Genomic DNA, 21,718 nt, shown 5'->3' on the forward strand with positions numbered 1-21,718 from the left:
GGGCCCCGCTTTTCAGGGCCTCGCCCTCACCGCTTCTCTGCGAGGCTCTGCTCGATCAGCCGCCGCGCTATGGTGCCGTGCGGGGGCAGCCGTGGCAGTTGGTCCGCCTCGAAGAAGTCGGCGGCCACCAGCTCGTCGTCCTGCACCTTGATCTCGCCGCTCTGGTAGTCGGCGGTGAAGCCCATCATCAGGCTGTGGGGGAAGGGCCAGGGCTGGCTCGCCACGTAGCGCACGTTGCATACCCGGATGCCGCTCTCCTCGAACACCTCCCGCGCCACGCACTGCTCCAGATTCTCCCCCGCCTCAACGAAGCCCGCCAGCACCGTATACATGGGATCGTCGGCCTGATAGTGACGGCGATGGGCCGCCAGCAGGATAGCCGGGCCCTTGCGCACCGCCACTATGATGCAGGGGGAGATGCGCGGATAGACGACATGACCATGCCGACACACCTGTGCCCACTCCCCGCTCTTGGGGGCCATGGGGGTGCCACACTCGCCGCAGAAGCGATGGCTGCGGCGGAAGGTGGCCAGCTGCCAGGCGCGTCCGGCGAGGCGAAAACCCTCTTCGTCCCCCGCCACCATCAGCTGGCGCAGCCCCACCAGGGGGCAGCTCCCGGCATCCGGTCCCAGATCCAGCAGTTGGCAGGGCAGTCCGTCCCACTCGTCGAAAGGCTCGAAATGGGCGGAGTGCAGATGGGCGGGCAGGCAGGACTTGGGGCCTTGGGGGATCTGCCCCCGTTCATCCAGCAGGACGAGGTGATCGCCCCCCAGCACGAACCAGCGGGCCTGTTCGGTTGATGACATATGTGAAGGCTCTTGTTGAGAAGGGTGTGCGAGGCACGGACAAATGGGGTTCATCTTACGATCGGGCTGGCCCGGAGGCGACCCCAAGATGGTCCCATAGACTCTCTTGCCGCCCAAAAGCAGAGGGGCCGCCTTGGCGACCCCTCTCTCGTTCAATCGATCCTTCGATCAATTCATCCAGCGCTCGCTGCTCTTGCGACGACGGGGGAGCATGGGGAGCAGAATGCCGAGCAGTATGCCCCCCAGCACCATGGCACCACCGCGGATGAACCAGTCCATCTGCATGTCGTGCTCCTGGTTGTCATAACTCTGGGTCAGGGCGTCGTTCTGTTCCTTGAGGCTGCTCATCTCTGTGCTCTGGCTGGCGAGCTGGGCCTTCAGGCTGGCGATCTCCTTGCTCTGCTCGGTGATCTGGCCATCCTTCTCGGCGAAGCGTCGCTCGTTGTCGCCATTGAGGTTCAGCAGGCGGGCCTTGGCCTCATCCAGCTCTTTCTGAACCTGGGGCAGACGCTCGCGCAAGCTGATCTCCGCCTGCAGTTCGCTGTTCTTGATCCAGCCTTCACGACCACGGCCGTCCACCACCTGGGTGAAACCGGCGTCGTTGTTCACCGCCTTGACCTCCAGCGGTTCACCGGCCTTGACGCTGCCGAGGATCCGGTACTGGGTGCCAGGACCGTTGTGGATATAGGTAAAGATGTTGTCTGAGACATAACGGGTATCGGCCAGTACCTGTTGGGCACACAAGCAGATCAAGATCCCGAGAAGGGCGCGCATGGTCGATCGATTCTCTTCGTTGAATTAGGTTGCAGGCCGAATGTTAAGCCGCCAGCGGGTCAAAGGACAAGCAAAGAAAAACGGCGCCCCCCTGACTGAGAGGCGTCTCACGGCTTCTCCCGTTTGCCACGCGACCATTCCAGACGCCGCAGGCTACTTCTGTTGCAATGCCTTCACCTCGGCGCGCAGGGCCCTGAGCTCCTGCAGCAGTTGCGCCTGCTGCTCGCTCTGCTGACGCCGCCACAGTGTGGTGTCGTCGTTGGTCTTGCCGGGATGCACGAACAGGCTGGCCATGAAACCGCTGAGGGCACCGAACAGACCCACACCAAACAGGATCAGCAGGCTGGCGACGAAGCGCCCCTCCTCCGTCCTGGGCACCAGATCCCCGTAGCCCACGGTAGACAGTGTCACGAGCGTCCACCAGAAGGCATCGTAGGGCGTCTGGATCAGGCTCCCTGGCTGGCCCGTCTCCAGCCAGTACATGACGCCGGAACCCACCCCCAGCAGCAGGAAAAAGAGGAAGAGGATGCCGGACAAGGTGGTCTCGTTGCGCTCCCGGCGAAACATGACCAGCAGGTCCGGCCTGTCTCGCAGCAGCTGATAGACCCGCCACAGCTGGATCAGCCGTGCCCAGCGCAGCTGCTCCACCATGGGCAGGCTGCCCGGCAGATAGAACCAGTTGGCCTTGAAGAAGGCCATGCGATCGGGGGCCCTCACCCAGCCGTAGGCGAAGTGGGCGAGGAAGAAATAGCAGATCAGGCTGTCGACGTCATAGAAGAGTTGCAGGGTCTGCGGGCTCCACTCGCGGTGACCCCACCAGCGGGCGCAGACCAGACAAACGGAGATCACCGACAGAAACGCCATCAGCAGATCCATGGATCTCAGGCCAGAAGAGTGATGTCGCATACATTTTCCTACTTTAGGCACAGTGCGAATTAATAAAACGGAAGATAATGCCGATAGTCCTGAGGACAAAGGAAAAATGGCCATTAAGAAGGAGAAAGGTTATGCAGTTAAACTCGCTGGAGAGGCGAATGAGCAACATCCGACTGGTGCCCAAGGTGGTGCTGCTCATGGTGTTCAGCACGCTGCTCTTGCTGGCCAAGCTCTGGTTCGATGCCAGCAACCTGGAAGCCACCCTGCTCGGCGAGGGCATAGACGCCGCCAAGGCCAATGCCATTGCCGATCGTCTGCTCTGGACCGGTCTGATGGAGACGGCGCTGATGGGGGTCGTCTTCGTGGTGCTGCTGCTGACCGGCTCCCGCCTCATGGTCAAGCAGGTGCATTACCTGGTGGGGCTGCTGGAGCGCTTCGCCCGCAAGGATCTCAGCCACAGCGTGCTGCTCAAGTCCCGGGACGAGTTCGGTGACATCGCCAAGGCGGTCGCCCACTCCCAGGAGAACCTCAAGGAGGTGTTCGGCACCCAGCGCGCCGCCTGCAAGGAGCTCAACGACATCGCCTCCCAGGTGACTCTGTGCATGGATGAAGCCAACGAGGCGATCAACGAAGAGTTCACCCAGATAGAGCAACTCGCCAGCGCCATGAGCCAGATGGTGGGCGCCATTCGCGAGGTGGCCAACCATGCGGAGCAAGCCTCCCACGCCACCGCCGACGCCAGCGCCCTGGCCGAGGAAGGCAGCCGCTGCGTGGCCGCCACCGTCAGCACCATAGACACCCTTTCCGGCAACATCCAGCGCTCCTCCGCCGTGGTCAACGAGGTGGAGCACGGGGTCGATCGCATCGGCTCCGTGGTGGACACCATCCGCAGCATCTCGGAGCAGACCAACCTGCTGGCCCTCAACGCCGCCATCGAGGCCGCCCGTGCCGGCGAGGCGGGACGCGGCTTCGCCGTGGTCGCCTCAGAGGTGCGCGAACTGGCGAACCGGGCTCAGGCAGCCACCGTCGAGATCCAGAAGATGATCGAGCTGCTGCAGGGCAATGCCCGCCAGGCCGTCGGCCTGATGGCAGAGAGCGTGCAGCAGGCGGACAAGGGGGTCGAGCAGGTGACCCAGGCCGGTGATCAGCTCGCCACCATAGTGCAGCGGGTACAGGGGGTGGCCGACATGAATCGCCAGATCGCCGCAGCCTCCGAGCAGCAGAGCTCGGTGGCCGAAGAGATGAACGCCAACCTGGAGCAGGTCAAGCAGGTGGTGGAAGGATCCGTGGTGGTGCTGCGGGAGCTGAAAGATGCCTCCGAACTGGTGGAGCACCACAGCCAGACGCTGGATACCCATATCCAGGCCTTCAAGCTGGCCTGATGTCATCAACCTGGTACGCACAAGGGCCCCGTCAGGGGCCTTTGTTATTGATATCACAGCAAGGTGTCAGACACAGCCAGACCCTGGACATCCATGCCACCCAGGCCTTCAAGCTGGCCTGATGGCATCAACCTGGTACGCACAAGGGCCCCGTCAAGGGCCTTTCTTATTGATATCACAACAAGGTGTCAGACACAGCCAGACGCTGGATACCCATATCCAGGCCTTCAAGCTGGCCTGATGGCATCAACCTGGTACGTACAAGGGCCCCATCAGGGGCCTTTGTTATTGATATCACAGCAAGGTGTCAGACACAGCCAGACCCTGGACATCCATGCCACCCAGACCTTCAGGCTGGCCTGAGGTCGTGAATTGAGTAAACTGGAAGGCCCCGCGAGGGGCCTTTTTTCATCTCATGTCACGGCAAGGAGCCAGGATGCAGCACACCCAATCCCCACTGGAGATCAGCGACGACAAGGGACGGCTCGATGTCCCCCTCATTCACCGTTTCCTGTCCGAGGAGGCCTACTGGAGCCTCGGCATTCCCCTCTCCACGGTGCAGCGGGCCATCAATCATTCGCTGTGCTTCGGCGGCTATGTCGACGGCCAGCAGGTAGCCTTCGCCCGGGTCATCACAGACAAAGCCACCTTCGGCTATCTGTCCGATGTGTTCGTGCTGCCCGCCCATCGCGGACGTGGCTATAGCAAGGCGTTGATGGCGGCCATTATCGACCATGCCGCCTTGCAGGGGCTGCGCCGCCTCATGCTGGCCACCTCGGATGCCCAGGGCCTCTATGCCGGTTTTGGCTTCGCGCCGCCCCGCGCCCCTGGCAGCCTGATGGAAAAATACGCCCCCGAGATCTATCAGCGCCCCTGAGCCTACGCCGGCGGCCCATTTTCCCCGCCGGCTCATGCTTCTCTCTCCCGGGCTGTGACGCAGGCGCGGGACAATGCTAGATTGGCTGCCGGTGTTTTCATTCCCTCTGCAGACCCGTTAATCACAAGGACGGCAACCGTGGCCCAGCATTCCTCTTCTCTTCCCCCATCTCCGGCATCCCTCTCCACTCTGTCACCCCTGCTGCAGGATCAGGCCGGGCGCCAGTGGCAACGGCTGCTGGCGCTGGCCCCCGACTATGGCGATTTGCCCGCGATGGAGCAGCAGACCCTGCTGACCCTGTTTGGCCTCTCGGATTTCGTCGCCGACTCCCTCATCAAGCAGCCCGAGCTGCTGGCACAGACCCTGGCCTCCGGGGATCTGGCGCTGTCCGAGCGCTGGCCCGCCTACCAGGGCGATCTGGCGGCCCTGCTCGCCGAAGTCCATGACGAGGAGGCGCTCAAGCGGGTGCTGCGCCAGTTCAGACGCAGCCGCATGCTGGTGATCGCCTGGCGCGAGCTGCTGGGTCAGGCCCAGGTCGAAGAGAGTTTCATCCATCTCACCAGGCTCGCGGACGCGCTGATCTGTAGCGCCCGGGACTGGCTCTACGCCAAACAGTGCGCCGAGCTCGGCACCCCCATGGACGGCAACGGCGACCCTCAACCCCTGCTCATCCTCGGCATGGGCAAGCTGGGGGGCGGCGAGCTGAACTTCTCCTCGGACATCGACCTCATCTTCACCTTCCCCGACAACGGCTACACGGTCGGCGGACGACGCGAGCTGGCCAACCAGCAGTTTTTCATCAAGCTGGGCCAACGCCTGATCAACGCCTTGCACCAGCCCACCCAGGATGGTCAGGTGTTCAGAGTCGACATGCGGCTGCGCCCCTTCGGCGAGGCGGGGCCGCTCGCCATCTCCTTTGCCGCCATGGAGGATTACTACCAGCACCATGGCCGCAACTGGGAGCGCTACGCCATGGTCAAGGCGCGGGTGCTGGGGCCCCAGTGCGAACACGCCCAGGCCCTCACCGAGTTGCTGCGCCCCTTCGTGTTCCGCCGCTACATCGACTTTGGCGTCATCGACGGCCTGCGCCAGATGAAGGCGATGATCGCTGCCGAGGTACGCCGCAAGGGGCTGGAGGGCAACATCAAGCTGGGGGCCGGCGGCATCCGCGAGGTGGAGTTCATCGCCCAGGCGCTGCAGCTCATCCGTGGCGGCCGCGAGCCCGCCCTGCGGGTGCGCCACCTGCCCGAAGCGCTGGCGGCCATCGCCCAAAGCGGCGCCCTCGATGAGGAGCGCTGCGCGCGCTTGCTCCAGGCCTATCGCTTCCTGCGCCGGGTCGAGAACATATTGCAGGAGATAGGGGATCAGCAGACCCAGACCCTGCCCACCGAGGAGCGGGATCGCCAGCGACTGATCGCCGCCACCGGCTTCGCCGACTGGAAGCTTTTCATGACGCACCTCGACGAGGAGATGGCCATAGTTCATCAGGAGTTTGTCGCCGTGGTGGGGGAAGAGAAAGAAGCCCCCGCTCACCTGGAGCAGCTCTGGCTCGATCTCTGGCGCACCGAGCTCGATGCCGGTGAGCTGGAGAAACTGCTCACTACACAGGGAGTTAGCGATCCGGCTCCTCTCTGCGCCGCCCTGCTGCGCTTCAAGGAGGAGTACAAGCGCCGCCAGGTCGGGCCCCAGGGGCGCATCGCCCTGGACTGGCTGATGCCCGAGCTGCTGCGACTGGTGGTGGCGAGCCGTGAGCCTGCCCGCCTGTTCGAGCGGGTCTGCACCCTGCTGACCCGCATCTTCACCCGCAGCGCCTACCTGCAACTGCTGGCGGAAAACCCCGCCGCCCTGCGCCAGCTGGTGCGCCTGTGCGACGAGAGCAACCTGGTGAGCGAGCAGCTCGCCCGCTACCCCATACTGCTGGACGAGCTGCTGGATCCCCAGCACCTCTACCACCCCACCCCGCTGGATCAGTACAAGCCCCAGCTGCGCCAGTTCCTGCTGCGCATCCCCGAAGAGGACGTGGAGCAGCAGATGGAGGCGCTGCGCCAGTTCAAGCAGGTACAGCTGCTGCGCATAGTCGCCGCCGACATCGCCGGCGCCCTGCCGCTGATGAAGGTGAGCGACCACCTCACCTGGCTGGCGGAGGCCATCACCGAAGAGGTGGTCAATCAGGCCTGGGCCCAGATGAGCGAGCGCTACGGGGTGCCCCCCGAGGTGGCACTGAGCGGCCAGCGCGGCTTTGCCGTGGTGGCCTATGGCAAGCTGGGCGGCATAGAGCTGGGCTACGGCTCGGATCTCGATCTCGTCTTCCTGCACGGCGGTGACCCCAACGGCTACACCGACGGGCGCAAGCCCATCGACAGCCGCCAGTTCTACCTGCGCCTGGCCCAGCGGATCCTGCACCTGTTCAGCACCCGCACCCCCTCGGGGATCCTCTACGAGATCGACATGCGGCTGCGCCCCTCCGGCGACGCCGGCCTGCTGGTCTCCTCTCTCGCCGCCTATGAGCAGTACCAGCAGCACGAGGCCTGGACCTGGGAGCATCAGGCCCTGGTGCGGGCCCGCCCCATCTATGGGGACGAGGGTGTCATCGCCGACTTTGCCCGCATCCGCCGCGCCGTGCTGGCCAAGGAGCGCGACCTCCCTACCCTGGCCCGCGAGGTGCGCGAGATGCGCCACAAGATGCGGGATCACCTGCTCAAGGCGAGCGAGGGGGAGTTCGATCTCAAGCAGTCCCCCGGCGGCATGGTGGACATAGAGTTCATCGCCCAGTACCTGGTGCTGGCCCACGCCTGTGGCGAGCCTGAGGCCCTGACCCGCTGGTCGGATAACGTGCGCATCTTCGACGAGTGCGTGATGGCGGGGGTATTGACCCTGGAGCAGGCGGAGGGGCTGAAACACGCCTATCTGGAGATCCGCAACCAGGGCCATCGCCTCAACCTCTCGGAGATCTCCCGCAAGGTGGGGGACGATCAGCTGCTGACCGAGCGGGGCCATGTGCTGGCGGTCTGGCAACAGCTGCTGGGGGAGTAAGGCGCTCGCCACATCAGCAACAAGGGGCGCCATGGCGCCCCTTGTTGCTGTCGGAATAGTGTGACTCCGCCCCTAGCGCCCCCCGGCCAGATCGATAAAGGTGCCGGTGGCATAGGAGGCTTGGTCCGACAGCAGCCAGGCGATGGCGGCAGCCACCTCCACCGGCTGGCCGCCCCGTTGCAGCGGAATATTGCCCTTGATCCTGTCCACCCGACCGGGCTCGCCGCCATCGGCGTGCATCTCGGTATAGATAAAGCCCGGGCGCACCCCGTTGACCCGGATCCCCTGGGCCGCCACCTCCAGGGACAAGCCTCTGGTCAGTACGTCTATGGCTCCCTTGGAGGCGGCGTAGTCCACATACTCCCCCGCCGAGCCGAGGCGGGCGGCGGCCGAGGAGACGTTGACGATGACGCCCCCGCTCGTCATGCGGCGCACCGCCTCCCGGCAGCAGAGGAAGTAGCCGGTCACATTGGTGGTCAGGGTCTTGTTGATGCGCTCGGCGCTCATCTCCAGCACCTTCATCTGGGGCTGCAAGATGCCTGCGTTGTTCACCAGATGGGTGATCACCCCGAGCCGCGCGTCCATCTCCTCGAACAGGCGCACCACCTCGGTCTCCACGCTGACATCCGCCTGCACCGCTATGCAGGAGACCGGATGGCGGGCCCGGATCTCGGCCACCAGCGCCTCGGCGGACGCCCTGTCATGGCGATAGTTGAGGCAGAGGTGATACCCCTGCCCCGCCAGATAGCGGGCCGTCGCCGCCCCTATCCCCCTGCTGCCACCTGTGATCAGCACCTGCTTGTTCATGGACGCTCCCTGTTCCTTGTCTCTCGTCTCGACCCGGATATTACCCCATCCTCGGGGGCAATGCCTGGCCCCATAGCGCTATGTTCGGCAACAAAGAGCCCGCACTGGGCGGGCTCTTTATGGTGATAAGACGCGGGGCCAGAGTTATTTGAACAACCCCTTGAGCAGCTGATCCGCCACCCCCTTGATCTGCTCGTCGTCGGCCTTGTCTCCCAGCAATTTCTTGAGGCCGCGCTCTGCCTCCTTGCGGGCCTTCTCCTCCAGCACCTTGTTGTTGCTAAGCAGCTCCTTCACGTCGAGCCGGTAGCTCGGGGCCTGCCAGTGGCCGCCGATGCGCACCGGTATGGTGACGTCCTTGAGCTCATCCACGCTCTTGCCCCCCTGGCCCTTGCTGCTCTCCACCACAGAGGTGAGGAACAGGAAGTCGAGGGTCTCGGGCACCAGGGCACTCTGGCCCTGGCCCTTCACCCGCAGGGCGGGCGCGAGCAGCTGGATGTCGTCGCTGCGAGCCACGCCATTGGCGATCTGGAAGTTGGCGGTCAGGGCGCTGAAGTCGGTCTTGCGCGCCTCCTTGACCTGATCCGCCCCCTTGCCGGTCAGGGTGGCCCGCGCCTCGCGGATCATCTCCGCCAGGTTGATGCCGTGCAGGGCGCCGTCGCTCAGCCTGAGGCTCAGCTTGCCCTGCATCTGGCTGCGCAGGGCCTGCTCGGAGAGGCCTGTGCCCTGCACCTGCACCTCGAGATCCCCCTTGCCTTCCAGTCGATCGTTCTGGGCCAGGGTCTGCAACAGGGGCCGCACATCGACACCCTGCACCCGCTTGTGCACCTGATAGCGGGCGGGTTGCTGGCGGGCATCGAGCACACCGCTCGCCGTCACCTGACCACCAGCCACCCCGGCGCTGAACTGCTTGAGGCTGAGCTGGCCACCGGCCAGGACGAGCTGCAGATCCACGGCGCTCAGATCCAGCCCCTTCACCCGCAGGCTGCCCAGTTGCAGTCGACCGGCCAGGTCCACCCGTTTGAGGGCGGCGAGATCGGGCTCCATGGTGGAGAGCGCCTTGGCGGCGGGGGCGGCCCCCTTGTCTCCCCCTTTCGCAGGGGCGGCGGGCGCGGCGGCGGCCTTGGCCGGGGCAGCTTGACCGAGCCAGGCGTCGAGATCGAGTTTCTCCCCCTTGAGGTCGAACTCCACTTTGGGGACGGCCCCCAGGTGGACGGCACCGCTGCCGCTCAGCAGGGCATCATCGGCCCCCATCACCAGGTTGCTGAGGGTGATGGTCTGCTTGTCCAGCTCGGCACGGGCAAAGCCCGCGAGCTTGAGGTTCATCTGCGGGCGCGGCAGGCTGTCGCCGCTCAGCCTGGCGGCCAGCACGGCGTCCGATACCTCCACCAGTTGCAGCCCCTGATCGATCCGCGCCTTGAGGGTCCCCTCCAGGGTGCCCGCCAGGGTCGGCTGGTCCGCCGCCCCCTGTGCGCCGCTCAGGCTCAGTGCGAGGCTGCTCCACTGCCCCAGCACCAGCCGGTCGGCCTTGAGGGAGAAGGCATCGAGCCGCTGTGTCGGCTCGCTCAGGCTGCCGCCAAGGGTCAGCTCCTTGAGCTCGCTGGCCTTGAGCTCCCGGGCCAGCTTGAGCTGGGCCTGTCCCTTGAGATCGAAGGCCCTCTCCCCCTGCGCTCCCTTGGCGGCCAGGGTCACCGGCACCCACTCACCCGGGGTCAGCTGACCCAGATCCAGATCCAGCCTGTCGAGACGGGAGACGGCGCCACTGCGATCGTCCCGCACCAGGGCGCTGGCCTCGACAAGTGCCACCCCTTGCAGGCTGATCTGCCAGGGTTTTTCTTCAGTGACGGCGGGCTGGCTATCACCGGCAGGAGATTGAGCGCCAGCGCCCTTGTCGGCAGTAGCTGTCTTGACCAGACCGTTCAGGTTGGAGCTGCCGTCGGCTTTGGTCTGGATAAAGAGATGGGCGCCACTGAGCGTCACCTTGCCAATCTCCAGCCGGTGGGAGAGCAGCGGCAGCAGGGCGACAGAGGCGTCACCCTGCGTGAAGCGGAGCAGGTCCGGCTCGGCAAAGCCGACGGGGTTGCGAAGTTGCACCTTCTCGAGGGAGAGGCCGAGGCTCGGCCAGAAGCGCCAGCCGATCTCCCCTTCCATCACCAGCTCGCGGCCCGTGCTCTTGCGCACCTGCTCCGCCAGCTGGGGCTTGAATTGATTGGGGTCAATCAGCGACACCAGGGCGGCGATGGCCACCACGGCCGCCAGCGCCAACCCCAGCAGTATGTAGATGATCTTTTTCACGACAAACTCCTCAATGCAGATCCTGTGGCTGACTATACCACCGGGGGCGCGGCGCAGGCTGTACAGGCCCCAAAACGGGCAAATGGCGAGACAGGGATGGTCGCGCCCGCCTGCCCCACCACAAAAAAAGGGCCCCGCAGGGCCCTGGTCTCACTGGACGGTCGGCAGTTGCCGGTAGCCCATCTCGTACAAGGCGAAGGCATAGATATCCGCGCTCTGCTCGATCAGCTTGGCCACAGGCGTGCCCGCCCCGTGCCCGGCATTGGTCTCGATGCGGATGAGCTGGGGATGGGGGCCTGCGTCGTCGGCCTGCAGGGTGGCGGCGAACTTGAAGGAGTGGGCCGGCACCACCCGATCGTCATGATCCGCCGTGGTCACCAGGGTCGAGGGGTAGCTGACCCCGGGCCGGACCTTGTGCAGGGGCGAGTAGCCCTTCAGATAGTCGAACATGGCCTCGTTGTCGGCGCTGGTGCCGTAGTCATAGGCCCAGCCCGCCCCGGCGGTGAAGCTGTGGTAGCGCAGCATGTCGAGCACCCCCACAGCCAGCAGGGCGACCCGCACCAGATCCGGGCGCTGGGTCATGACGGCCCCCACCAGCAGACCGCCGTTGGAGCCACCGCGGATCGCCAGCCGCTCGGTGCGGGTGTAGCCCTCGGCCTTCAGGTACTCGGCCGCGGCGATGAAGTCGTCGAACACGTTCTGTTTGTTCATCCTGGTGCCCGCCAGGTGCCAGGCCTGGCCGTACTCGCCGCCGCCCCGCAGGTTGGCCACCGCGTAGACGCCCCCCAGATCCAGCCAGTTGGCCACCGATACGCTGAAGCTCGGGGTCAGGCTCACATCAAAACCGCCATAGCCGTAGAGAATGGTCGGGTTGCTGCCATCGAGCTTGAGCCCCTTGCGGTAGCTGATGATGAGCGGCACCCGGGTGCCGTCCTTGCTCCGGTAGAAGCGCTGCTCAGAGACGTAATCCGCAGGTTTGAACGGGGCAGCCGAGGCCCGATAGAGGCTGATGGCCCCGCTCTTTGGCTCGAACTGGTAGAGGGTGGGCGGCTGGGCATAGTTTTCGAAGCCGAAGTAGAGGGCGGGATCATCCTGCTTGCCGCCAAAACCGCTGACGCTGCCGAGCCCCGGCAGCGCCACCTCGCGCACAAGCTTGCCCTCATGGTCGAACTGCTCGACCCGGGCGGTGGCATCCACCATGTACTCGGCAAACAGATAGCCGCTGCCGCTGTGCACCCTCAGCACCTGCTGGCGCTCGGGGATGAGATCGCGCCAGTGCTCGGGGCCCGGGTTGTCGGCCTCCACCCTCACCAGACGGCGGTTGGGGGCGTCCCGGTTGGTCAGCAGGTAGAGCGTGCCGCCCTTGTTGTCCACCAGGCTCACGTCCGCCTCCAGATCCCCCTGCACCGTCAGCAGCGGCGCATTCTCCTTACTCAGATCCTTCACATAGAGGCGGTTGCCCGAGGTGGAGTTCGCCGCAGAGATGAGCAGGAAGCGATCATCCTCGGTGACGCTGGCCCCCACGTAGCGGTGCTGCTGGGCCGGGATGGCGCCGAACACCAGCCGGTCCTCCTGCTGCGCCGTGCCGAGCCGGTGGAAATAGAGCTTATGCAGATCGGTCTTGGCCGACAGCTCGCTGCCGTCGGGTTTATCGTAGCTCGAGTAGAAGAAGCCCTCGTTGCCGATCCAGCTGATGCCGCTGAATTTCACGTCCTTGAGGGGCGCCTCCAGCGGCTCTTTGCTCTCCACGTCCATCAGGTGGATCTCGCGCCAGTCGCTGCCGGCCAGGGACAGGGAGTAGGCCAGGATGCGGCCGTCGCGGGAGAAACTCAGCTGATCCAGCGCCGTGGTGCCATCGGGGCTCAAGCGGTTGGGATCGAGGAACACCTCCGCCGGCTTGCCCGGCAGCTGACGCCACAGCACGTTCTGGTTCTGCAGGCCGTCGTTCTTGAAGAAGTAGTGGTAGCGCCCCTCGCGAAACGGCGCCCCCTCCTTGGCGTAGTTCCAGGAAGAGGCCAGCTTCTCCTTGATGGCGGCGCGAAACGGAATGCGGGCGAGGTATTCCTGAGTCACAGCGTTCTGGGCCTTGACCCAGGCCTCGGTCTCGGGGCTGCGATCGTCCTCCAGCCAGCGATAGGGATCGGCCACGGCCTGGCCGAAGTAGTGATCCACCTGCTCGCTCTGGCGGGTGGCGGGGTAGTGAAGGCGCGCTTTCCCTGACATGGCATCCTCTTTGGTTGGCTGGCCGCTGCAGCCACTCAGCAGTGACAGGGCCAGCAGGCTGACAATGGCTCGCATCGAGGCGGCTCCCTGCGGTTTGGGTGAAGCGGGCAGGGTAACAAAGAGTACCAGGTGGCCCAACCCCCCAGGGGGGCCCGACCCGTCGCCCTGCCGCCCCCCCCTTATCCAGCGGGAGTCATATGAATTTTTTCGCTTAAGTTTGCCGCATTATTTTGTTTGTTATCCGGCGCTTGGGTCACAGGATGGCATAAGCCACTGACCACAGCGACCCGCTCAGGATAACCCATGCCGTACAGCTACCTCTCACATCTGCGTTGCAGCAAGACGGGCGAGACCCATGATGCCGACCAACCCCAGCAACTGAGCCGGGCGGGGGCGCCGCTCTTGGCCAGCTACGATCTCGAGGCCCTGAAGAAGGCCTGGCACCCGGCCGCCCTGCTGGGTCGCCCTGCCAGCCTGTGGCGCTATCACGAGCTGCTGCCGGTGCGCGATCCCGCCCAGGTGGTCACCCTGGGGGAAGGCTTCACCCCCCTGCTGCCCCTGCCTACTCTGGGCAAGCAGATCGGCATTCCGGATCTCTGGATGAAGGATGAGAGCGTCATCCCCACCGGCTCCTTCAAGGCCCGGGGCGCCGCGGTCGGGGTCTCCCGCGCCCGGGAGCTAGGCGTCACCCATTTTGCCATGCCCACCAACGGCAACGCCGGTGCGGCCTGGGCGCTTTACGGCGCTCGCGCCGGGCTGCGCAGCACCATAGTCATGCCGCAAGCAGCCCCCGCCATCACAAGGCTGGAGACATCTCTCGCCGGCTCCCGCCTCTATCTGGTGGACGGCCTCATCAGCGACGCCGGTCGCCAGGTGGCCCAGGCGGTGGCGGAGCAGGGGCTGTTCGATGCCTCCACCCTCAAGGAGCCCTATCGCATCGAGGGCAAGAAGACCATGGGGCTGGAGATCGCCGAACAGCTCGGCTGGACCCTGCCGGACGTGATCCTCTACCCCACGGGAGGCGGGGTCGGCCTCATCGGCATCTACAAGGCGCTGCGGGAGTTGCAGGAGCTGGGCTGGGTGCAGGGGCCGCTGCCGCGGCTGGTGGCGGTGCAGGCGAGCGGCTGCGCCCCCATAGTCCAGGCCTGGCAGCAGGGAGAGCACGAGTCGCGCTTCTGGCCCGACTCCCAGACCCTGGCCTTTGGCATCAATGTGCCCAAGGCGTTGGGGGACTTTCTGGTGCTGGACGCCCTCTATCGCACCGAGGGCTACGCCATAGCAGTGGACGACAGAGCCATCCAGGCAGAGATCCGCCAGCTCGCCTCCCGGGAAGGCAGCTTCGTCTGCCCGGAAGGGGCGGCCGCCTTCGCCGCCGCCCGCCAGCTGCGGGAATCGGGCTGGATCCAGGGGGGCGAGCGGGTGGTGGTGCTCAACACAGGCGCCGGCATAAAGTACCCGGACGCCATCACAGTGCTGCCCCAGCGGCTGCGCCGTGACGGGAGTATCCCCGCATGAGCTTCGACTGGTCCTTTGTCCTCAGCACCATGCCGGCCTTCGGCGAGTCGGTCTGGGTCACCCTGCAACTCGGCACCCTGGTGATCCTCACCTCCCTTGCGGTCGCCCTGCTCAATGTGACGCTGCTCGGCCTGCACAGGCCCTGGCTGACCCGAGTGATCCGCGCCTATGTGGAGCTGGCCCGCAACACGCCGCTGCTGATCCAGCTGTTCTTTCTCTACTTCGGGCTGCCGGCGCTGGGCCTGTCGCTCTCCGGCTTTGCCACTGCGGTGATCGCCATGACCTTCCTCGGCGGCGGCTACCTCACCGAGGCGCTGCGGGCCGGCATAGGGGCTGTGCCCGCCAGCCAGCTGGAGGCGGGCCGGGCCATAGGTCTCTCCCGCTGGCAACTGCTGCGCCACGTGCAGCTGCCCCAGGCCTGGCTTGCGAGCCTGCCGGCGCTCTTTGCCAACTTCATCTTCCTGCTGAAAGAGACCACTGTGGCCTCGGCGGTGGCGGTGCCCGAGCTCCTCTACACCACCAAGAACTACATAGCCCTCTACTACAAGACCTACGAGATGCTGGCTGTGCTGACCCTGATGTGCGTGCTGATCTTTCTGCCGCTGTCCCTTGCCCTGCGAATCGTTGAAAGGAGGCTGCAACATGGTCAGTTCGGTCACTGAGTCGCTGATGCAGGCGCGGATCCCGATGTGGGCACTGATCTTTCTGCCGCTGCCGTCACCCGCACGTATTGGAAAGGAGGGATCATGATGGCCACTCCGGTTTCTGAGTTATTGGCGCAGGCGCTGCCGCTGCTGGCGGTGGGCGCGGGTCAGACCCTCGCCATCTCGTTGCTCGCCATCCTGTTCGCCACCCTGGGCGGCGTCGGTTACGGCGTGCTGGCCCAGCAAGGGGGGAGGCTGACGCGGGGAGTGCTGCGGGTGTATCTGGAGCTGTTTCGGGTGGTGCCTGTGCTGGTGTGGCTCTACCTCTTCTTCTTCGGGCTGCCCATCGTCTTCGGGCTCGATATCCCGGCCTTCTGGTGCGCCGTGCTGGTGCTCTCCCTCTGGGGGGGCAGCGAGGTGGGGGAAGTGGTGCGCGGCGGTCTGAAGTCGCTCTCCCGCGGTCAGCAGGAGGCCGGGCTGGCGCTGGGACTCTCCCGCTGGCAGCTCTATCGCCACGTGTTGCTGCCCCAGGCGTTGCAGCGGCTGACACCGCCCACCATCAACATCCATACCCGCATCATCAAGACCAGCTCACTGGCGGTGCTGATCGGGGTGGTGGAGGTGATCAAGGTGGGCCAGCAGATCATAGAGCGCACCTATGCCTCGCTGCTCATCTACGGCCTGCTGTTCCTGTTCTTTTTTCTGGTCTGCTATCCGCTCTCGCTTGCCTCGCGCCGGCTGGAGCAAAAATGGGGTAATGCGGTATGACACCTCTGCTTGAGCTCAATGCTGTCAGCAAACAATTCGGTCAAAACCGGGTACTGGACGGGGTCAGCCTCACGGTGAACCCCGGGGAAGTAATCGTCATCCTGGGGCCAAGCGGCTGCGGCAAGAGCACCTTGCTGCGCACCCTCAACGGGTTAGAGCCGATTCAGGGGGGCGAGATCCGCTTCGACGGGCAGCTGCTGGATGCCAATACCGACTGGCAGCGGCTGCGCCAGCGCATCGGCATGGTGTTCCAGAACTATCATCTCTTCCCCAACCTGAGGGTGCTGGAGAACGTGCTGCTGGGCCCCCTGCAGGTGCAAAAACGGGAGCGGGCCGAGGCCCTGCTGCAGGCAGAGCAGCTGCTGACCCGGGTTGGCCTCTGGGAGAAGCGCCACGCCTACCCCCGCGAGCTCTCCGGCGGCCAGCAGCAGCGCATCGCCATAGTGCGGGCCCTGTGCATGAACCCCCAGGTGATGCTGTTTGACGAGGTGACCGCAGCCCTGGATCCCGAGATGGTGCAGGAGGTGCTGGACGTGATCCGGGATCTCGCCGGCAGCGGCATGACGCTGCTCATCGTCACCCACGAGCTGGCCTTCGCCCGGGCGGTGGCGGATCGCATCGTCTTCATGGAGAAGGGCCAGATCCTGGAGCAGGGCTGCCCCCACCAGTTCTTCGACAACCCCAGGAGCCAGCGGGCGCGCCAGTTCCTCGCCAAGTTTTCTTATACAACTGTCATCAAACGAAAGGAGTCAGCATGAAAATAATCACTTCGGTTCTGTTTAGCGCCCTAATCGGGCTGGGCCTCGCCAGCGGCGCCGCCCAGGCAGAAGAGGGATCCCTTGCCAAGATCAAGGCCCGCGACAAGCTCATCGTCGGCGTCTTCACCGACAAGCCCCCCTTCGGCTATGTGGACGAGAAGGGCAACTACGTCGGCTTTGACACGGATCTCGGCCGCCGCTTCGCCAAGGATCTGCTGGGGGACGAGAACAAGGTCGAGTTCGTGGCGGTGGAACCCGCCAGCCGCATCCCCTTCCTGCAGAGCGACAAGGTGGATCTGATCCTCGCCAACATGACGGTGACCCCGGAGCGGCGGCAGGTGGTGGACTTCACCAATCCCAACCTCAAGGTCGCGGTACAGGTACTGGTGCCACAAGGGAGCCAGGCCAAGAAGCTCGACGATCTGGCCAGCAAGCGGCTTATCGTCACCACGGGCACCACGGCGGACATCTGGCTGACCCGCAACCACCCGGACTGGAAGCTGCTCAAGTTCGAGAAGAACAGCGAATCCCTGCAGGCCCTGGCGCAGGGGCGCGGCGATGCCTACGCCCAGGACAACCTGGTGCTCTTCAGCTGGGCCAAGGAGAATCCGGGCTACCGCGTACTGCCCGAGAAGCTGGGCTCGGAAGACCCGATCGCGCCGGCGGTGAAGAAGGGCAACCTCGAGCTGCGGGACTGGGTCAACGACCGTCTCGCCAGGCTGGGGGAAGAGAAGTACCTGCTGAAACTCTATGACCAGTATGTGCGCGACAAGTTGAGCGCCGATACAGATCCCAACGATGTGATAGTGGAAGGAGGCAAATGGCAGGGTTGAGCCCTGCCACCCCAGGCTGCGCTGAGTGTGTGATCTTTGGTTCCGTTGGTCTTCAAACCGCAAGGTTTGGTTTTCAGGCGTCCCCTCAGGGTGGCGCCTTTTTTTGCGTATCGGGCAGGCGCCAGGCGGCGCGCCCGCTCTGTGAGCCAGCTCCCCCTGCTGGCGCACCGTCTGTGCCATCCTGACATGGACAGCAATGAGAGGAGAACCCCATGTGGATCGAGGCCGAACCCGTCTACGGCGCCCTGGTGTCACTGGCCATAGGGCTCATCATAGGACTGGAGCGGGGCTGGCAGGTGCGCCAGCTGGGGGACAACCAGCGCATCGCCGGGATGCGGACCTATGGTCTCATCGGCCTGCTCGGCGGCGTCTGCGCCCTGCTGCTGCCAACCCTGGGATCCTGGTTGGCCCTGCTCGGCCTGCTGGCTGTGGTGGCTGGCTGCGGCCTCTCGGTCTGGCTGGCCCAGCGCTGGCAGGGGGAATTTGGCCTCACCAGTTCGGTGGCCATGGTGCTCACCTACCTGCTGGGGCTGATGTCTGTGCTGCAAAGCCCGAGCGAGGCGGTGGCCTGCGCCGTGCTGGCGGCGCTCTTGATGGGGCTCAAGGGCCAGATCCAGCAGGGCATGCTGTTTTTGAGCGAGACGGAATTTCACGCCACCCTGCGCTTCCTGCTCATCTCTCTGGTGCTGCTGCCGGTGCTCCCCGACGTCGAGATGGGCCCCCTCAACGCCTTCAACCCCTTCAAGATCTGGCTGATGGTGGTGGTGATCGCCGGCATCTCCTTCTCGGGCCACTTCGCGGTACGCCTGCTCGGCACCCGCGCCGGCCTGGTGCTCACCAGCATGCTGGCGGGGCTCGCCTCCTCCACCGCCCTCACTCTGCAGTTTGCCCGCCTCAACAAGGAGCAGCCCGGGCTGGAGCGGCTGCTGGCCACCGGCATACTGCTGGCGGGCGCCACCATGTGGTTGCGACTGCTGGTGCTGGTGCTGCTCATTCACAACGAACTGGCCATGCGTCTGGCCCTCCCCCTGCTGCTGCTGGCGGCCATCGTCTACGGCTTCGCCTTCTGGTTCTGGCGCCAGCGCGAAGAAATGACCGACAACCCGGTGCAGCCCGAAACCCGCAATCCGCTGGATCTCGCCACCGCCATCAAGTTCGGCCTGCTGCTGGCGCTGATCGGCTTCATGGCCACACTGCTGCAGAGCAAGGTGGGCAACTCCGGGGTCTATCTGTTGGCGCTGGTCTCCGGCATCACGGACGTGGACGCCATCACCTTGTCTCTCTCCCAGCTCTCCCATAAGGAGTTGGCCCTGGAGGTGGCGGCCCGGGCCATTCTGCTGGCCGGGCTGGTCAACTCCCTGGTGAAGGGGCTGCTGGCCCTGGTGATCGGCGGCCGCCGTCTGGGGCTGAGGGTCATGCTGCCCTACCTCCTCTCCGTACTGCTGATCCTGCCCCTCCTCTGGCTGGGCTGACCTGGTCATCAGGGATCCCCTGACGCCGCCCTGCCCGTCACGTATACTGGCGCCTCTTGGCACATGAGAGGAGGTGAGCATGGCAAGCGACTGGGACAAGGTACTGGCGGGAGGCGCCCTGAACAGCCAGAGCGAGGAGATAGCGAACGACCGCATTCGCGGCCAGGCGCTGCTGGCGAGACTCAACGCCACACCGGCGGGGGATCACCAGGGGCGCCAGAGCCTGTGCGCCGAGCTGTTCGGCCACTGCCCCGACTCCTGCTGGATAAGCTCCCCCTTCATCTGCGAATTTGGCCGCAACATCCATCTGGGGGAGAAGACCTTCTTCAACTTCAATGTCACCATACTGGACGTGGGCGAGGTGCACATCGGCAGCCATGTGCTGCTGGCCCCCAACGTGCAGATCTACACCGCCACCCACACCATGGACTATCTGGAGCGCCGCAACTGGACCGCCTACAACAAGCCGGTGCGCATCGGCGATGACTGCTGGATTGGCGGCGGCGCCATCATCTGCCCCGGTGTCACCATAGGGCCGCGCTCCATCATAGGGGCAGGCGCCGTGGTGACCCGGGACATACCAGCGGACTCACTGGCGGTGGGCAACCCGGCCCGGGTGATCCGCACATTAAGCCCGGACGAGCCCCGGGATCCGGCGCTGCTGTCATGATGGGGCTGGCCCTGATCCCGCTTGGCTGGGCCAGCTGGCTTGGCGTGCAGAGCGGCCTCTGGTGGCCCCTTGGCCTGATAGTGCTGATGAGCCTGCTGACCCTGGCCGCCTACGCCTGGGACAAGCGCCAGGCGGTGCGCGGCGGCTGGCGCATCCCGGAATCCCGCCTGCACCTGCTGGAGCTGCTCGGCGGCTGGCCCGGCGCCCTGGTGGCCCGCCACTGGCTGCGCCACAAGACCCAGAAGGGCAGCTACCGCCTGGTGTTCTGGTTTATCGTGCTGCTGCACCTCAGCCTGTGGGGGCTCTGGGTCAGCCGGCCGCTCTGGCAGGCCTGACCCCCTTTTCCCCGCACCACAAACACAGAGAGGGCCCAACCATGGGGTTGGGCCCTCTCGTCATTGCGAATGCATCAACACCCGCCGACCGCCCGGGCCTCTCGGCCCTGGCAGGGTCGGCGCGGCAACCACATTCACACCGCCAGCGCCGCCGACATCTCGGTCTTGATGTTGTCGGATCGAGTGCCGAAGATGGCCTGCAGGTTGTTGCCCACCACCAGTACGTCGATGGCGCCAAGGGCCTTGATGCGCGGAATATCCGCCAGCTTGATGTCATGCAGGCTGACCCGCAGCCGGGTGATGCAGGCATCCAGATGAACTATGTTCGCCGCCCCGCCCATAGCCTCGACCAGATCCAGCGCCAACTCGTCTTGCTCCTTGATGTCCACCGTCTGCAGCGGCTGGCTCTCCCGCCCCGGGGTCTTGAGGTCGAATTTGCGGATGAGGAAGCTGAACAGGCTGAAATAGAGCAGCGCCCAGAGCGGCCCAATGATCAGGAACCACCAGGTGTTGTGGGTCTGGGGCAGGTTCAGGTAGAGGAAGAACTGCAAGGCGCCATGGGCGAAGTCGGTGCTGTGCACTATCCCCAAATAGTTGGTCAGCGCGAAGGCCACCCCGGTCAGCAGGGTGTGGATCACATAGAGCATGGGAGCCACGAACAGGAAGGCGAACTCCACCGGTTCGGTGATCCCGGTCAACCAGGAGGTGAAGGCCGCAGACAGCATCAGCCCCCCCACCAACTTGCGTTTCTCCGGGCTGGCGCAGCGATAGATCGCCAAAGCTGCGGCAGGCAGAGCCCACATGGAGTACATGTAACCACCGGCCAGACCACCGGCACTGGGGTCTCCCTTGAAGAAGCGCACCAGCTCCCCGGTCACCACCTCCCCGGTCTGGGGATTGGTCCAGCTGCCCAGCTCGTTGAAGAAGAAGGCATTCCAGATATGGTGCAGGCCGGTCGGGATCAGGGCGCGTTCCACCAGGCCATAGAGGCCGAAGGTGACCGACTTGTTCAAGGTGCCCAGGTAGGCGGTGAACTCGAAGATGGCGCTGCCCACCACGGGCCAGATGAAGCCGAGCATGACCCCTAGGAAGATGCCGCTAAAGCCGGTGATGATGGGCACGAAACGCTTGCCGGCGAAGAAGCCCAGGTATTCGGGCAACTTCAGGGTGTGGAAGCGATTGAAGAAGTAGGCCGCCAGGGATCCCATCAAGATGCTGCCGAGGATCCCCATGTTGAGGGTCGGAATGCTCAGCACCTCTGTGTTGGTCTCCAGGCCGCGCAACACCACCGTCTTGCCGAGGGCCGCATTCATGGTGATGAAGCCCACCACGGCGGCCAGGGCGGCGGTGCCGTCGTTGTTGCGGGCAAGGCCGATGGCGATGCCGATCAGAAACAGCAGCGGCATGTTGCCGAAGATCCAGTCCCCCGACACCATGAGCACGCTCCAGAAGGAGGGGGGCAGGAAGAGGTGCCCCTGGGCACCGAAGTTGCCTATCCCCAGCATCAAACCGGCGGCAGGCAGGGTCGCCACGGGGAGCATCAGGCTGCGCCCGACCCGCTGCGCCTGGGAAAAAAATGATCCGGACATGTCTCAATTCCTCTTTGATGGTTGTCCAGAACAGGGTATAGGGTCGGCGCTGGCCATGAGTATC

At 64.9% G+C, this 21,718-nt stretch carries 18 protein-coding genes; 11 read left to right on the top strand and 7 right to left on the bottom strand.

Annotation, left to right across the window (positions count from 1 at the left end; all coding sequences use genetic code 11):
* Positions 1–26: 26 nt before the first annotated feature.
* The 3 genes from nudC to OC537_RS13150 form a co-directional block, all read right to left on the bottom strand.
* Positions 27–806, bottom strand: coding sequence for an NAD(+) diphosphatase (gene nudC / locus OC537_RS13140; RefSeq protein WP_262111849.1), 780 nt, complete (start codon positions 804–806; stop codon positions 27–29).
* Between the two features lie 168 nt (positions 807–974).
* Entirely contained in the window at positions 975–1,580 is a 606-nt protein-coding gene (locus OC537_RS13145) for a TIGR04211 family SH3 domain-containing protein (protein ID WP_025328281.1), read from the bottom strand.
* Between the two features lie 153 nt (positions 1,581–1,733).
* Entirely contained in the window at positions 1,734–2,555 is an 822-nt protein-coding gene (locus OC537_RS13150; protein ID WP_262111853.1) for a potassium channel family protein, read from the bottom strand.
* 32 nt (positions 2,556–2,587) lie between these two features.
* On the opposite strand from OC537_RS13150, the gene OC537_RS13155 reads away from it, so the two are divergent.
* From OC537_RS13155 to glnE, 3 genes are all read left to right on the top strand, one after another.
* Complete coding sequence (locus OC537_RS13155; RefSeq protein ID WP_262111854.1) at positions 2,588–3,838, top strand: methyl-accepting chemotaxis protein; 1,251 nt, start codon at positions 2,588–2,590, stop codon at positions 3,836–3,838.
* 436 nt (positions 3,839–4,274) lie between these two features.
* Positions 4,275–4,715 carry a GNAT family N-acetyltransferase gene (locus OC537_RS13160; RefSeq protein ID WP_262111855.1) on the top strand — a complete coding sequence of 147 codons (441 nt, stop codon included), beginning with the start codon at positions 4,275–4,277 and terminating at the stop codon, positions 4,713–4,715.
* 138 nt (positions 4,716–4,853) lie between these two features.
* Entirely contained in the window at positions 4,854–7,748 is a 2,895-nt protein-coding gene (gene glnE, locus OC537_RS13165) for a bifunctional [glutamate--ammonia ligase]-adenylyl-L-tyrosine phosphorylase/[glutamate--ammonia-ligase] adenylyltransferase (protein ID WP_262111856.1), read from the top strand.
* 72 nt (positions 7,749–7,820) lie between these two features.
* On the opposite strand, the gene OC537_RS13170 is transcribed toward glnE, so the two are convergent.
* The 3 genes from OC537_RS13170 to OC537_RS13180 all read right to left on the bottom strand — a co-directional run bounded on the left by OC537_RS13170 (position 7,821) and on the right by OC537_RS13180 (position 13,145).
* Entirely contained in the window at positions 7,821–8,555 is a 735-nt protein-coding gene (locus OC537_RS13170) for an SDR family oxidoreductase (RefSeq protein ID WP_262111858.1), read from the bottom strand.
* A gap of 144 nt (positions 8,556–8,699) precedes the next feature.
* Positions 8,700–10,847, bottom strand: a complete 2,148-nt coding sequence (locus OC537_RS13175) for an AsmA family protein (protein ID WP_262111860.1) — start codon at positions 10,845–10,847, stop codon at positions 8,700–8,702.
* Positions 10,848–10,997: 150 nt separating this feature from the next.
* On the bottom strand, positions 10,998–13,145 hold the full coding sequence (locus OC537_RS13180) for a prolyl oligopeptidase family serine peptidase (protein WP_262111862.1): 2,148 nt from the start codon (positions 13,143–13,145) through the stop codon (positions 10,998–11,000).
* Positions 13,146–13,373: 228 nt separating this feature from the next.
* On the opposite strand from OC537_RS13180, the gene OC537_RS13185 reads away from it, so the two are divergent.
* The 8 genes from OC537_RS13185 to OC537_RS13220 all read left to right on the top strand — a co-directional run bounded on the left by OC537_RS13185 (position 13,374) and on the right by OC537_RS13220 (position 20,065).
* Positions 13,374–14,585, top strand: a complete 1,212-nt coding sequence (locus tag OC537_RS13185) for a threonine synthase (RefSeq protein WP_262111864.1) — start codon at positions 13,374–13,376, stop codon at positions 14,583–14,585.
* Positions 14,582–15,247 (top strand): amino acid ABC transporter permease, encoded by a 666-nt coding sequence (locus OC537_RS13190; protein ID WP_262111866.1) that lies wholly within the window; start codon positions 14,582–14,584, stop codon positions 15,245–15,247. Before OC537_RS13185 ends, OC537_RS13190 begins: the two co-directional genes overlap by 4 nt.
* An 87-nt stretch (positions 15,248–15,334) precedes the next feature.
* A complete protein-coding gene (locus tag OC537_RS13195) occupies positions 15,335–15,997 on the top strand; it encodes an amino acid ABC transporter permease (protein ID WP_262112232.1) in 663 nt (220 codons plus the stop codon).
* On the top strand, positions 15,994–16,755 hold the full coding sequence (locus OC537_RS13200; RefSeq protein ID WP_262111868.1) for an amino acid ABC transporter ATP-binding protein: 762 nt from the start codon (positions 15,994–15,996) through the stop codon (positions 16,753–16,755). The genes OC537_RS13195 and OC537_RS13200 overlap by 4 nt, the downstream gene beginning before the upstream one ends.
* Positions 16,752–17,588, top strand: a complete 837-nt coding sequence (locus OC537_RS13205; RefSeq protein WP_262111870.1) for a transporter substrate-binding domain-containing protein — start codon at positions 16,752–16,754, stop codon at positions 17,586–17,588. The genes OC537_RS13200 and OC537_RS13205 overlap by 4 nt, the downstream gene beginning before the upstream one ends.
* A gap of 212 nt (positions 17,589–17,800) precedes the next feature.
* Positions 17,801–19,060, top strand: a complete 1,260-nt coding sequence (locus tag OC537_RS13210) for an MgtC/SapB family protein (RefSeq protein WP_163137637.1) — start codon at positions 17,801–17,803, stop codon at positions 19,058–19,060.
* A gap of 79 nt (positions 19,061–19,139) precedes the next feature.
* Positions 19,140–19,730: a sugar O-acetyltransferase gene (locus OC537_RS13215; RefSeq protein WP_111910500.1), complete on the top strand. Its 591-nt coding sequence runs from the start codon at positions 19,140–19,142 to the stop codon at positions 19,728–19,730.
* Positions 19,727–20,065, top strand: a complete 339-nt coding sequence (locus tag OC537_RS13220) for a DUF1294 domain-containing protein (protein WP_262111874.1) — start codon at positions 19,727–19,729, stop codon at positions 20,063–20,065. The genes OC537_RS13215 and OC537_RS13220 overlap by 4 nt, the downstream gene beginning before the upstream one ends.
* A gap of 134 nt (positions 20,066–20,199) precedes the next feature.
* Here the strand turns inward: OC537_RS13220 and ptsG are convergent, their stop codons facing one another.
* Positions 20,200–21,654, bottom strand: a complete 1,455-nt coding sequence (ptsG, locus tag OC537_RS13225; protein WP_262111876.1) for a glucose-specific PTS transporter subunit IIBC — start codon at positions 21,652–21,654, stop codon at positions 20,200–20,202.
* Positions 21,655–21,718: the final 64 nt, after the last annotated feature.

Source organism: Aeromonas sp. Marseille-Q5825, assembly GCF_946892685.1.
Lineage (GTDB): Bacteria > Pseudomonadota > Gammaproteobacteria > Enterobacterales > Aeromonadaceae > Aeromonas > Aeromonas rivipollensis.

Coding starts and splice junctions, on each gene's coding strand:
- OC537_RS13200 (WP_262111868.1), top strand. CDS start 15,994: ATGACACCTCTGCTTGAGCTCAATGCTGTCAGCAAACAATTCGGTCAA.
- OC537_RS13195 (WP_262112232.1), top strand. CDS start 15,335: ATGGCCACTCCGGTTTCTGAGTTATTGGCGCAGGCGCTGCCGCTGCTG.
- OC537_RS13145 (WP_025328281.1), bottom strand. CDS start 1,580: ATGCGCGCCCTTCTCGGGATCTTGATCTGCTTGTGTGCCCAACAGGTA.
- nudC (WP_262111849.1), bottom strand. CDS start 806: ATGTCATCAACCGAACAGGCCCGCTGGTTCGTGCTGGGGGGCGATCAC.
- OC537_RS13160 (WP_262111855.1), top strand. CDS start 4,275: ATGCAGCACACCCAATCCCCACTGGAGATCAGCGACGACAAGGGACGG.
- ptsG (WP_262111876.1), bottom strand. CDS start 21,654: ATGTCCGGATCATTTTTTTCCCAGGCGCAGCGGGTCGGGCGCAGCCTG.
- OC537_RS13215 (WP_111910500.1), top strand. CDS start 19,140: ATGGCAAGCGACTGGGACAAGGTACTGGCGGGAGGCGCCCTGAACAGC.
- OC537_RS13185 (WP_262111864.1), top strand. CDS start 13,374: ATGCCGTACAGCTACCTCTCACATCTGCGTTGCAGCAAGACGGGCGAG.
- OC537_RS13210 (WP_163137637.1), top strand. CDS start 17,801: ATGTGGATCGAGGCCGAACCCGTCTACGGCGCCCTGGTGTCACTGGCC.
- OC537_RS13205 (WP_262111870.1), top strand. CDS start 16,752: ATGAAAATAATCACTTCGGTTCTGTTTAGCGCCCTAATCGGGCTGGGC.
- OC537_RS13190 (WP_262111866.1), top strand. CDS start 14,582: ATGAGCTTCGACTGGTCCTTTGTCCTCAGCACCATGCCGGCCTTCGGC.
- OC537_RS13220 (WP_262111874.1), top strand. CDS start 19,727: ATGATGGGGCTGGCCCTGATCCCGCTTGGCTGGGCCAGCTGGCTTGGC.
- OC537_RS13180 (WP_262111862.1), bottom strand. CDS start 13,145: ATGCGAGCCATTGTCAGCCTGCTGGCCCTGTCACTGCTGAGTGGCTGC.
- OC537_RS13155 (WP_262111854.1), top strand. CDS start 2,588: ATGCAGTTAAACTCGCTGGAGAGGCGAATGAGCAACATCCGACTGGTG.
- OC537_RS13170 (WP_262111858.1), bottom strand. CDS start 8,555: ATGAACAAGCAGGTGCTGATCACAGGTGGCAGCAGGGGGATAGGGGCG.